The 13,097-nt window shown below is 33.0% G+C and carries 13 protein-coding genes; 7 read left to right on the top strand and 6 right to left on the bottom strand.

Annotation, left to right across the window (positions count from 1 at the left end; all coding sequences use genetic code 11):
• Window positions 1-31: 31 nt before the first annotated feature.
• Together AC4FRF_RS09755 and AC4FRF_RS09750 are read right to left on the bottom strand one after the other, a co-directional pair.
• Complete coding sequence (locus AC4FRF_RS09755) at window positions 32-724, bottom strand: SIMPL domain-containing protein (RefSeq protein WP_491159310.1); 693 nt, start codon at window positions 722-724, stop codon at window positions 32-34.
• A gap of 46 nt (window positions 725-770) precedes the next feature.
• Window positions 771-1,409 (bottom strand): rhomboid family intramembrane serine protease, encoded by a 639-nt coding sequence (locus tag AC4FRF_RS09750; RefSeq protein WP_491159309.1) that lies wholly within the window; start codon window positions 1,407-1,409, stop codon window positions 771-773.
• Between the two features lie 116 nt (window positions 1,410-1,525).
• On the opposite strand from AC4FRF_RS09750, the gene AC4FRF_RS09745 reads away from it, so the two are divergent.
• Window positions 1,526-2,395 (top strand): lysophospholipid acyltransferase family protein, encoded by an 870-nt coding sequence (locus AC4FRF_RS09745; protein ID WP_491159308.1) that lies wholly within the window; start codon window positions 1,526-1,528, stop codon window positions 2,393-2,395.
• Between the two features lie 62 nt (window positions 2,396-2,457).
• Here AC4FRF_RS09745 and AC4FRF_RS09740 read toward each other — a convergent pair whose 3' ends face one another.
• The 3 genes from AC4FRF_RS09740 to AC4FRF_RS09730 form a co-directional block, all read right to left on the bottom strand.
• Complete coding sequence (locus AC4FRF_RS09740; RefSeq protein ID WP_491159307.1) at window positions 2,458-3,036, bottom strand: porin family protein; 579 nt, start codon at window positions 3,034-3,036, stop codon at window positions 2,458-2,460.
• Between the two features lie 10 nt (window positions 3,037-3,046).
• Window positions 3,047-3,790 (bottom strand): membrane metalloprotease, encoded by a 744-nt coding sequence (locus AC4FRF_RS09735; protein WP_491159306.1) that lies wholly within the window; start codon window positions 3,788-3,790, stop codon window positions 3,047-3,049.
• A gap of 71 nt (window positions 3,791-3,861) precedes the next feature.
• Entirely contained in the window at window positions 3,862-4,905 is a 1,044-nt protein-coding gene (locus AC4FRF_RS09730) for a hypothetical protein (protein ID WP_491159305.1), read from the bottom strand.
• 237 nt (window positions 4,906-5,142) lie between these two features.
• Here AC4FRF_RS09730 and AC4FRF_RS09725 point away from each other — a divergent pair, with 237 nt between their 5' ends.
• From AC4FRF_RS09725 to AC4FRF_RS09705, 5 genes are all read left to right on the top strand, one after another.
• Window positions 5,143-5,658 (top strand): RNA polymerase sigma factor, encoded by a 516-nt coding sequence (locus AC4FRF_RS09725; protein WP_491159304.1) that lies wholly within the window; start codon window positions 5,143-5,145, stop codon window positions 5,656-5,658.
• A 50-nt stretch (window positions 5,659-5,708) separates the two neighbouring features.
• Window positions 5,709-6,620, top strand: coding sequence for a FecR family protein (locus AC4FRF_RS09720; protein WP_491159303.1), 912 nt, complete (start codon window positions 5,709-5,711; stop codon window positions 6,618-6,620).
• Window positions 6,610-9,141: a carboxypeptidase-like regulatory domain-containing protein gene (locus tag AC4FRF_RS09715; protein WP_491159302.1), complete on the top strand. Its 2,532-nt coding sequence runs from the start codon at window positions 6,610-6,612 to the stop codon at window positions 9,139-9,141. The genes AC4FRF_RS09720 and AC4FRF_RS09715 overlap by 11 nt, the downstream gene beginning before the upstream one ends.
• 173 nt (window positions 9,142-9,314) lie before the next feature.
• Entirely contained in the window at window positions 9,315-10,076 is a 762-nt protein-coding gene (locus AC4FRF_RS09710; RefSeq protein WP_491159301.1) for a hypothetical protein, read from the top strand.
• Between the two features lie 357 nt (window positions 10,077-10,433).
• Window positions 10,434-10,832 carry a DoxX family protein gene (locus tag AC4FRF_RS09705; protein ID WP_491159300.1) on the top strand — a complete coding sequence of 133 codons (399 nt, stop codon included), beginning with the start codon at window positions 10,434-10,436 and terminating at the stop codon, window positions 10,830-10,832.
• Window positions 10,833-10,892: 60 nt separating this feature from the next.
• On the opposite strand, the gene glmM is transcribed toward AC4FRF_RS09705, so the two are convergent.
• Window positions 10,893-12,287 carry a phosphoglucosamine mutase gene (glmM, locus tag AC4FRF_RS09700; protein ID WP_491159299.1) on the bottom strand — a complete coding sequence of 465 codons (1,395 nt, stop codon included), beginning with the start codon at window positions 12,285-12,287 and terminating at the stop codon, window positions 10,893-10,895.
• Between the two features lie 224 nt (window positions 12,288-12,511).
• Between glmM and AC4FRF_RS09695 the strand changes: the two genes are divergently transcribed.
• Window positions 12,512-13,096, top strand: coding sequence for an acyl carrier protein phosphodiesterase (locus tag AC4FRF_RS09695; protein WP_491159298.1), 585 nt, complete (start codon window positions 12,512-12,514; stop codon window positions 13,094-13,096).
• Window position 13,097: the final 1 nt, after the last annotated feature.

The raw sequence follows: 13,097 nt of genomic DNA, 5'->3' as shown, positions 1-13,097 counted from the left end.
TTACTGGCTTTTTTCATTAAATAATCTAAGCTTATTCTAAGATAAAGTTCACGCTTACATTGGCTGTAATAGTTATCTCTCCCACCGCCAAGGTTTCTCTTGGCGCCATATCACTTTCCATCGCCATAGTCGTTTTAAAACGAGCATAAACCGGTTGTGGATTATAACTTTGAGTATTATCTGAAATAGTCATAGCGCGCCCCACTTTTTGACCTAAAACAGAAACATAATCCTCTGCTTTGTGTTTAGCATCTTTCATGGCTAATTTCCTTGCGTCAGATTCATATTGTGCTAATTTAGACGATTGAAATACTACATTATCAATTCGGTTGATTCCTTGACTCACCAAACCATCCATCAACTCATCATATTTATTTAAATCTCTAACAATGATTTCTATAGTTTGAGTAGCATTGTAAGTGGTTTTCTTTTTTTCGGAATCGTATTGCGGATTCAAACTCACACGTTGCGTTCTGTAATCGGCTGGAGCCAAATTCATTTTTTTTATTAATTTCAAAACAGCGTCCATTTGTTCGTCATTTTGTTGTTTGACTTCTTTGGCATTGTTTCCTTTGGTTTCAACGGTAGCTAAAACAGTAGCTTGATCTGGAACTACTTTAATTTTTCCTTCTCCAGAAACACTTATTTGTGGAACTTGTTTAATTTCTTGACCATAGGACACGGTCATTAACATTAGGGCTAAAAAAACTATAACTCTTTTCATTTTGTATATTTTTAAAATTTCTAGGAATTATTCAAAAGTTGTGCCATTAAAGCTTCTTCAACTTTATTAAAATAAAAAGAAGAATGATAGGAATGGTTAACAAACTGACCATCAATGGATGTAATACAATTAAATCCGGATAAATTAATAACGTAATTAAATAACCACCTATTGCTCCACCAAAATGTGCAGTGTGCCCTATCCCATCATTTTTAGCTTTTATTCCGTAAATAGAATACAATAAATACAAAATTCCAAAAACATAAGCCGGCATTGGAATAATAAAAAAGATTCCTAGCATCATATCTGGCTGCAACAATATTGCTGAATACAAAATCCCTGTAACAGCTCCCGAAGCCCCAATAGCTCTATAATTGTACTCATTTCGATGCAATACAAGCGTTAGCAAACTTCCAAAAATCAAGCTGGCAAAATATATAATTAAAAACATTATACTTCCTAAATAAGCAACAACTACTGGTGCAAAAAAATAAAGCGTAATCATATTGAAAGCCAAATGAGCAATATCAGCGTGGAGAAAGCCGGAGGTAATCATTCTAAGCTGTTCTCCCGCACGAATGCTTCCGATATGAAATTCGTATTTTCTAAAAAAAGAATAATCATTAAATCCCTTATAACTAAAAAGTACATTGGCAACAATTATAGCAATCAAAAAAGTATTCATAAATGTTTTTTATTTTGGATGGTAAATATAACAATTCCACCAGAAGCAATCAGTAAGTACAGCCAATTTATTAGGTTATTCATTTTTGGCTTATATTTGTACAAAAAAAATACTGCATGCAATTTTTAGTTTTTATAATCGCTTATCCCTTACTTTGGCTGATATCGATTTTACCTTTCCGAATTTTCTACTGGATTTCTGATATTGTATATTGTATCGTTTACTACATAATTAGGTATCGTAAAGAAACCGTAAGAAACAATCTAAAAATTACTTTACCACATCTTACTGACAAAGAACGCTTGGTTATTGAGAAAAAATTCTACAAGCATTTTTGTGATTTGTTCATGGAAATGACAAAAACCATGACCATTTCGCATACAGAAATGGACAAACGTTTTAAGATTACTAACTTAGAATTAGTAAAAGAATACGAAGAAAAAGGAAAAAGTATTATGCTATTGGCTTCGCATTACGCCAACTGGGAATGGCTTATTTCTCTTAACTTAAAATTATCTTATCAGGGTGTTGCGGTTTATAAAAAAATAGCCAATCGTTATTTTGACAAATTGATTAAAGATATCCGTTCCAAATACAACACTGAATTAGTATCCACTGAAAAAACCATTCCCTTAATGGCCAACAACCAGCGAAAAGGAATCTTATCCGTTTATGGATTAGCCAGTGACCAATCGCCAAAAACAAAACAAATTGCACATTGGGAAAGTTTTATGGGAATGGAAACTCCGGTACACATTGGGCCAGAATTATTGTCAAAAAAGTACAACCTGAATGTTATCTATGCTAAAATAACAAAAGTTAAAAGAGGTTATTATGAAGCGACTCTTATTCCAATAACAGATGACGCTAAATCACTGCCGAATTACGAAATCATCCATCGCTATATTAAAGAATTAGAAAAACAAATTTACGAAGCTCCTGAATATTATTTCTGGACTCATAAAAGATGGAAACACCATCATTAAAAAAACAAAAAAGCTTAGTTAAAAAATTTCAACTAAGCTTTTTTTATGATTGTAATTTTTCTTTACAAATCAAATCCTAAAGAAAACATCCAAACTCTGTTTTGAGCTTTTTGAGAATCGTATAAATCGCCTAAACCTAGATGATATCGAACACCTATACTTATCCCTGAATTTGATTTTAAACCAGCACCAAAATTCATTCCCCAATCAAAACTATCCGGATCATACTCCTTTGTGCTAGTAAACAAACCTTCATAAACTTCTTTATGAGTAACCGCCAAGCCAATTTGAGGTCCAACCTCTAAGAAAAAATTTTGAGAAGGATACGCTTTGAACATTACTGGCAGATTGATATAATTTAATTTTTGAGTAAATTTTCCAGAGCTATTTGTAATTTCGTAGCCTTGTTGCGAAAACAATAATTCAGGTTGGATTGAAAAAGCATCACTCAAAAATGATTCTCCGTAAATACCTATATGAAACCCATTACGCTGATCCGCTTCTCCATCACCATCAAAACTTACAGAAGCCAAATTATAACCTCCTTTAATTCCTCCATGGGATTGATGTGAGGAAGTTTCCTGTGCTTTTATTACTGTTATTACCATAAAGAACAACAGCAATAGATATGTTTTTTTCATAAATTAAAAATTATTTACCTCCATTAGCCTGAAGGTCAGCAATACATTGAGCGTCTAATTGAGGAATCGTTCCGCCTAAAACATTACCTGATTCGGCCTCCCAAAACATCAAACAACTCGATACATTACAATGTTTTTTATGATCTTGATCTTCATGTTCAGATAACATCATTGTTCCTGAATTAGTCAGTCCTAAAATATGACCAAATTCATGTTCTATAACTGTAGATTCTAAAACAGTTCTACTTGGTTTATTAATCCCTGTACTTAATTTTCTAACTGTATTTTCATAAATTACAAAAGAAGTATTTCTATAAGCAGTTCCTAAAACAACCGAAGTATTAGTATCTTTTGAAGATTTAGCATCTGCAAAAAAAGCCCATACTGCAATTTGATTGCCATCATTATAAAAAATTCTGTTGGCATCTTCAATAGCCGAAATTTGGGTATCTGTATAGCTTGCATTCCCTGGAGACGGAATAGCTCTTTTTTCAACAGTAATTCCTCCCGATTTATGAATACGACTATTTAAAAAGGAAATAAAGTTATTAATTGCTGTAGCCGAAGGTTCGTATCCTTCTACATAAACAACTTCAATAATCATACTATCAAATGTATCTTCTGATAATAAATCATGTGCAGAAGTTCCTAATGTTTTTTTATTGTTTGCCTTATTATTTCCATTGTTGTCATTAGTTGAACAAGAGGTCAACAACAAAAAAGTAATAGTAACTACTGCAAAAATTTTCTTCATCCTTTAAGCTTTACAAGATATTTTTTCTTTGCAAAATAGAAATTTTAAATCAATTATTAATAACTGCGTTTTTAAATTTGTTTCAACACCAAAGTTATAGCACTATTGGTTTCACTTTGCAAAGTAATGGTTGAGTTTGAAAAACTCGTTACAATCCAAGAATTATTAAACAAACTAAAACTGCTGTTACCAATAAAACTAAATTCTAAATTTACATTTACATCAGAAGTTACTGTATAAGTTCCTGTTGCAATAGTACTCAATGCATTCATTGATTTTACTTTCCAATCATTAGCAAAATCAACGGTATACCCTAAATAATTATTAGCCGAATCTACTCCTGCATTGATAAAAGCGTTCACTTTAAAAGTACCATCAACTAAAATTTGCTCTAATTTCACTTTGTTCTCAGCTGCAACTTCTATTGCCGATTTTATATCTAAAGCAGCATTAATACTTGCTTTCAATTCAGCATCACTGCTTACTTCTTCTGAAGTACCATCTGCTAGTGTAACAGTCATTGGATATTTTACTGAAAAATATTCTGAACTACTTAGATTACTCATATACGTAAACAATTGTTGTTCAGACATAATTACAGTACTTCCTGTTTGTTCTAAACTCACATCATAGGTTAATATTGTAATTGGATAGTGAATATTCAAGGTAGAAATAGCCGCTTGCCCCTTATCTTCTACCTCACTACAATTATTGGAAATAGCATCTAATTCAGCTTGACTATTTACAGTAACCTCGGTATAGTCGCTCATTTTAAGAGTTATAGGAAATTGAATTTGAACTGTATCGGTATCATTATTAAATTCTCCAAGTATTGTAATGGCTTGTTCAAGACTCAATTGGTTTACAAAAGTAATGCTCACACCATTTACTTTGGCAACAAAAGGAAATTGAATTGAAGAGCAAGAAGAACCATCGATAAAATCATCAGATGATCCATCATACATGGAAACTTGTTTTAAATTAGTAGCCATTGTAGAATTAGCCGAATTCGTATTTGGATTATCTCCTTGAACATCGTCTACTTCACTTTGGCAAGAACTTAAACTAAAAATTCCCAATAATGCAATTCCAGTAATTAATTTTAATGTTTTCATAATGTACAAATTTAATATTTCTAATAGTTTATAATGACGATTTATTCGCATTTCTATCAGTAAGACAACAGCAAACTATTTTTCCCCACCCTAAAAAATTCAAAAATTCAAAAAAAATCACAACAAACTGATTTACAACAACATTACTCTTAAAAAACTCATTTAAAATAATTATTACCTAATTCAGAAAAAATAATCTAATTTTACAAAACCCTAAAACCAATCCTACCCATAAGAATGCCTGAGAAAAAAAATAGTCTTTGCGAAGAATCCTATTTTAGCGAATTTTATAAAAAAAATGTACAATCGGCTACTAATTTTGCCTACTATAAATCTGGCGATAGCGATGCCGCTTTAGATTTAGTACAAGAAGCTTTTGCTAAAATTTGGGAAAATTGCTCTCAAATTGATTTTACAAAAGTCAAAACCTATTTATTTACAACGGTTAATAATTTATTTCTCAACACTGTAAAACATCAAAAAGTAGTAATGGCTTTCGCCAAAGACACGCCCAACTTAGACCGGACCAATCAAAGTCCGGAATACCTTTTAGAAGAAGAAGAATTCAAAATCAAACTTCAAAATGCTATTGCTTCCTTAACCGAAGCCCAAAGGGAAGTGTTTTTAATGAATCGAATTGATGGGAAAAAATACCGGGAAATTGCCGAAATATTAGACATTTCTCAAAAAGCCGTGGAAAAAAGAATGTCCGGAGCTTTAAAAATTCTAAAAGAACAAATAGAAAATATCTAAATAGTAGGGTAAAAAACGATTAAGTTGTCTTACCTCTATAGCGAGCACAAATGAAAAAGGAAAAAGAAATATTAAAATGGTTGAATGGCGAACTTTCTAGTAAAGAAATCGAAGATTTAAAACAATCGAAAGATTTTGAAACTATGGAAAGAATTGCTCATTATGCAAAACATCTGGCTACTCCAAAAGTAGATGTGCAGGAAAGTCTTGCTGCCTTAAAAAACAGCAAACTAACTAAAAAAACATCTAAAGTAAAACCATTATACTTTAATACTATATTCAAAGTTGCTGCCGTTTTTGTGGTACTCCTCACTTCTGCCTATTTCTTATTTTATAACAACAAACAAACTTTTGAGACTGGAATAGCTCAAACTCAAAGCTTTTATCTACCAGACCACTCAGAAGTATTATTAAATGCTTCGTCTAAAATTAGTTTTAATGAACAAAACTGGGACAAGCACCGAAATCTAACTTTAGAAGGTGAAGCTTATTTTCAGGTTCAAAAAGGAAAAACTTTTAGCGTAAAAACCTCCGATGGAATTGTACAAGTATTAGGAACTCATTTTGATGTAAAACAACGCAACAATTATTACGAAGTTAGTTGTTTTGAAGGTTTAGTAAGCGTTACTTATAACAACAAAACGGTAAAATTACCACCTGGAAAAACCTTCAGAGTCATTAATCATCACATTGAAAAAACCGATGATTTTGAAGCGGAAACACCATCTTGGTTACAAAAAGAATCTAGTTTTAGCCGCGTTCCTCTAAATCAAGTCATCGCCGAATTAGAGCGTCAGTACGATATTAAAATAGAAACAAAAGAAGTTGATGTTACTAAATTATTTAGCGGAAGTTTTACGCATACCAATCTAAAAACAGCATTAGAAGCCATAACAATTCCGTTACAATTAAGCTACACTATAAAAGGTAAAACCGTTATATTTTATAAATATGCCAACTAATAAATGGATTTTTTATCTTCTCTTTTTTATAAATAGCTTTTGTTTTGCTCAAAAAAGCACTAACAAAACACCTTTAATTGATATCATAAAAACCATTGAACAACAATATAATATAAAATTTTCTTATGCTATAGAAGATGTTAATTCCATTAGTTTAGAAAAACCATCCAATACATTAAATCTTCAAGAAACAATAGATTATTTAAATGCTAAAGTTCCGCTTAATTTCAAAGCATTAGACAATCGATACATTACCATTTCGGTATTAAATAAAACCATTACAATTTGCGGAATTGTCTTTGACGACATTTCTAAAAACACACTTCCAGGTGCAACAATTCAAATCAAAAATAGTTCGGAAGGAACAATTGCAACAAAAAACGGAAGTTTTGCACTAAAAAATATAAGCATTGATGCTAGTATTTCAATTTCATATTTGGGCTATCAAACTCAAGAATGGAGTGCCAAAGATTTTTTTAATGCGGAAAACAATTGTAAAACTATTTTTTTAAAACCCTCAAAAGAAGAACTCAATCCGGTTTTGGTTCATGTATTATTGACTTCTGGATTACAAAAAAGTACTGATGGAAGTACCATTTTAAACAGCAAAAAATTTGGTATACTTCCCGGACTCACAGAGCCTGATGTTTTACAATCCATACAAACACTTCCAGGTATTGAAAGCACTAATGAAAGCATTGCCAATATTAATATTCGAGGCGGAACAAACGACCAAAATTTAATGCTTTGGGACAATATCAAAATGTATCATTCCGGACATTTTTTCGGACTAATTTCTGCTTACAATCCTAATTTGACCAATAAAGTTGTTGTGACTAAAAACGGCACCAGTGCTGAATACAGTGATGGGGTTTCCAGTATGATCAATATGAGTACCAATAACGAAATTAAAAATAGCATTTCAGGCGGTGCGGGTATCAATTTAATAAGTGGTGATTTATTTGTAGAAATTCCACTGTCTAAAAAGTTGGAAATTGATCTTTCTGCCCGTCATTCGATAACTGATTTTGTGAACACGCCTACTTATACCAACTATTACAAAAAAAGTTTTCAGGACACCGAAATCAATACCGATAATACTAATAAAAACACGAATTCTGATTTCTATTTTTACGATTATACCGCTAAAATTTTATATGATTTAAACGAAAAACATCAATTTAGAGCCAATATTATCGGGATTACCAATGAATTAAATTATACGGAAACCAATAGCAGCGATGACAACCAATCCAAATCCAGTGCGCTTTCGCAAAAAAATATCGGACTTGGCGGAAGTTGGAATACCCAATGGACCAACCAACTTTCCACGCAACTGAACACTTATTATTCGAGATACAATATTGATTCCCGCGATTATCGCATTGCAAACGATCAACTTTTAACTGAGGGCAACGAAGTGATTGAAACGGGGACTAAATTGAATGTGCATTATTCTTTTAACGAAAACCTCAGGCTTTTATCAGGATATCAAATTAACGAAACCGGAATGCTCAACCAAACCCGTGTGAACAATCCTTTGTATTCCAGTACAAAAAAGAATGTTTTACTCAATCAGGCTTTGTACACCGAAACCGAATACCATAAAAACAAAAGCTATTTTAGATTGGGTGTCCGATTGAATTATTTTCAAAAATTCCAAAAATTCCTAATAGAACCCCGAATTAATTTTAGACAGGAACTTTCCAAGCAATTGGCTTTAAAATTAGAAGGAGAATTTAAAAATCAAACGTCCACACAAATTATCGATTTTGAAGATGATTTTTTAGGGGTGGAAAAAAGACGCTGGCAATTGGTGGACAACAAAAACATTCCTATTGCCCAAAGCAAACAGGCTTCTCTAGGTTTTGAATTTCAGGCCAACCACTGGAACCTCGATTTGACTGTTTTTTACAAACTAGTCAACGGTATTACAGCCTCCAATCAGGGATTTTACAACAACTTTCAATATCAAAACGCACACGGCAATTATACTAACAATGGCATTGAATTACTAATTAATAAAACGACCAAAAAATACAGCACTTGGTTGAGTTATACCTTTAGCCAAAACGATTATCATTTTGATAGTTTTAGTCCTTCCCGCTTTCCTAATAATGTGGACATTAGACATTCTGTAAGACTGGGATTCAATTATAACATTCTGGAGCATTTACAAATTTCGATAGGTGGTATTTGGCACAACGGCATTCCCTACACCAAACCTGTTGAAGGAAATGAAACCGTACAAAAGGGCAATAATTTCTTTGTGAATTATGATACACCAAACAGCCTGAATCTCGATGATTTTTTACGTTTGGATACTTCATTGAGCTATGATTTTAGTTTTAGCACAAAGCTAAAAGCCATCTTAAGAGCCGGAATTATCAATATGACGAATCAAAATAACATTATCAATCGTTACTACAAAGTAGACCCCAACGATAACTCCAAAACCATTCAAGTCAACAACAAATCACTAGGCTTGACGCCTAATATGAGTTTTAGAGTGAATTTTTAAATAGCAAACTTCTTTCAATAAAAAAATCTCCATAAATAAAATACGCTCAAGTAATTTGTAATAATTTATCTATATATTTGGATGAAAATACGCTATACAGTATCGACTATACATCCAAAATGGGGTAGATTGTCGCTACTTTGTAGCGAGTATAAACAAGTTACAAGTAATTTATGAAAACAGCTTATCTAGATAACAATATCATTATCGACATCGAACAAGGAATTACTTCGATAGAAAACTTGATTAGCAATATTGATACTGAAATCAAACAATTCTTCTATTCTGCCGCTCATTTGCAAGAAGCTCATGAAATTAAAGGAACGCCAACAGAAATAAAAGAACGATTAAAAAAACGATTTCAAACAATTTCTCAAATTACAAATAACAATTATCTTTTTCACGAATTGAAAACTAAAATTGTACATAAACAGATAGAGAAACCAATGGTTGTTTATCAAACTATTACAGAAGTAGATTTTGGTCAAACTGCAATGAAAAGTATGGTAAATAGTGCTGACGAAACTCAAAAAGCAGTTTTCAGAAATCAATTGAATTTAGACATTACAAAACTCAATAATTACAGTCCGGAAGAAGTTGTTGAACAAATCCATGAGAAAAAAGAGGCTTTTGGAGGGTATTCCTTAATTGGTTTAATAGATCACGCAATTACTTTATTTCCTAACAATGAAGATTTTGGCTTACATAATAAGTATGGCGGAGTATTTGAAATGTTAGATTTGGTTGGTTATTGGAAAGACAAATACAACGAAAAGTCGAATTATGCAAGGTTGTGGGATTCAAATCATGCATATTTCTCTTCATTTTGTGACTACTTTGTTTCAGACGACAAACGTACTCGAAATAAAGCAAACGTAGCTTTTCACATTTTTAACGCAAAAACGAAAGTGGTTTCATCAAAGGGAGAATTATAAACTACTGGTAACAGCCATTTGGCGCGATTGGGGTTTTAGGCTGAATTTAATGATAGTTTGTATTTGTAAAATTTGTGTTTAACCGAAAAAACTCGCATATTTAATCCCAAACCTCGCCAAGTGGCGGAACGTAAGGCAATATTAAAAATACAATGGAGAACAAAACTAAAATAAATATTAAGGATGCTTTTGATTCCCCCCAGCTGGCGCGAGCATTTTTCTTAAGGTTCGCTAGCGCGAGAATTATTGCGAGAAACCATCAAAAAACGGATTCAAAATAATCTTTAAAATTTTAACCTGATCTCTAATTTTTAATAAAATATCAGTATTTTAGTTCAAACTATAAAAAATTGTATTATGAACAAAAACACTGATTTAGGTTTACTCATCCTTCGCATCGCTGTAGGAGGACTAATGTTATTGCACGGCATAGCAAAAATTGGAAAAACATCTTTCATTGCAGGAATGCTGGAAGAAAAAGGATTGCCTTCCCTACTATCTTATGGCGTTTATTTCACCGAGATTATTGCGCCTTTATTGATTCTTATAGGTTTTAGAACAAGGTTATCATCCGTTGTTTATATTTTCGGAGCTTTGTTTGCTCTATTTTTAGTGCATAGCAACCAAATTTTTTCACTTAATGAAAACGGAGGTTGGCAATTAGAATTATTAGGTTTATACATTGCAGGAGCGATAACTTTATTCTTTACCGGTGGCGGAAAATTAGCAGCATCATCCTCTAATCAATGGGATTAAACATAAAAAAAGCCCTTTCAGAGTAATTTTGAAAGGGCTTCTTCTTTATAATAATAGCAATTAAATTCCTGCTATAGCTTTAATTTCATCAATAATACGCAAGGCCAAAGCATCAGCCTGAGATTGCAAAGGCGCTTCGGTATAAATACGAATAATCGGTTCCGTATTGGATTTTCTTAAGTGTACCCATTCGTTAGCAAAATCAATTTTCACTCCGTCAATCGTAGAAATATCCTCGTTTTTGTATTTCTCGGTCATGGCCACTAAAATAGCATCCACATCAATTTGCGGAGTCAATTCAATTTTGTTTTTACTCATATAATACTCCGGATAAGAAGCACGCAAAGCAGAAACACTCATATTCTTATTAGCCAAATGGGTTAAAAACAAAGCCACTCCTACCAAACTATCACGACCATAATGCGACTCCGGATAAATAATTCCACCGTTACCTTCTCCACCAATAATGGCATTATTTTTCTTCATTAATTCTACCACATTCACCTCACCTACTGCGCTGGCTTCGTAATTGCCGCCATGAGCCAAAGTCACATCTCGCAAAGCACGGGACGAAGACATATTAGAAACCGTATTGCCAGGTGTTTTACTCAACACATAATCGGCAACGGCTACCAAAGTATATTCTTCACCAAACATTTCTCCATCTTCACTGATGAATGCCAAACGATCCACATCTGGGTCCACTACAATCCCTAAATCGGCTTTTTCTTCTACTACCAATTGGCAGATGTCTGTCAAATGTTCTTTTAAGGGTTCCGGATTATGAGGAAAATGTCCGTTTGGTTCGCAATACAATTTCGCTACTTCCACTCCCATTAATTCCAATAATTTAGGAATAATAACACCTCCGGAAGAATTAACACCATCAACAATCACTTTAAATTTGGCTGCTTTAACCGCTTCAACATCCACTAAAGGCAAATTCAAAACTTCATCAATATGAATATCCATATAGGCGTCATTCTCAATCACTTCTCCTAAACTATCTACATCGGAAAAATCAAACGCTTCTGCCTCAGCAATCCCCAAGATTTTTTCTCCTTCTACACCATTTAAAAATTCTCCTTTGTCATTCAATAATTTTAGAGCATTCCACTGTTTTGGATTATGCGAAGCTGTCAAAATAATTCCGCCATCAGCACTTTCTAATGGCACTGCCACCTCTACAGTAGGCGTTGTAGACAAACCTAAATCGATAACATCAATACCCAAACCTACCAAAGTATTCACAACCAAATTATGAATCATAGGTCCTGAAATTCGGGCATCACGCCCCACCACCACTTTTAAGTTTTTATTGTCCTTGCCATAGGTATTTCTTAACCAGGTTCCGTATGCCGAAGCAAATTTCACAGCATCCACCGGAGTAAGATTGTCACCCACTTTCCCTCCAATAGTTCCGCGAATACCAGATATCGATTTTATTAAAGTCATTCTTGTTTGTTTTTAAATTTTTGGTTATTTAAACTAAATTGCACACAAATATAAAAAAGTTGTTGACTTACTAAGTTGCAGAGCGACTAAGATTTTAAAATAATTTAAGTTTAATTTTACTAAAAGCTTAAGCTATACCACAAAGTGATTAAAAAAAGTTTTTATACATTTACTAAAATGAACTTAGCAACTTAGTCACTAAGAAACTTAGCAACATAAAAAAAATGAATTTCTTAGCACACATCTATCTTTCTGGAAACAATGAATTTATAAAAATTGGCAATTTCATGGCCGACGGTATTCGTGGAAAGCAATTTGAAAATTACTCCAAAGAAATCCAAAAAGGAATTCTATTGCACCGCGCCATTGATACTTTTACCGATGCACATCCGGTTTTCAGAGAAAGTACCAAACGTTTGCACGAACACTATCATCATTATGCCGGAGTAATTGTGGATATTTTTTATGATCACTTTTTAGCCAAAAACTGGGAAAAGTACTCTGAAGAAAATTTAGAGGATTTTGTATCCGAATTTTACCAGTCGTTGCATCAAAATCATGCCGTTTTAAGCGAAAAAACTAAAAATATCCTTCCATACATGGAAAAACAAAACTGGCTTTCGAGCTATCAAACCATCGAAGGCATTCACCAAATTTTGACGCAAATGGATCTCCGAACCCAAAACACTTCCAATATGCGTTTTGCATCCGAAGAACTTCAGGAATATTATTCGGAATTCGAACAGGAATTCAGCTCTTTTTTCGAAGAGATAAAAAGCTATTGCGCTCAAAAAGTAAAGGAACTCTAAT

This window comes from Flavobacterium sp. ST-158 (assembly GCF_058309975.1).
This window is presented reverse-complemented; position numbering and strand designations above follow the sequence as displayed.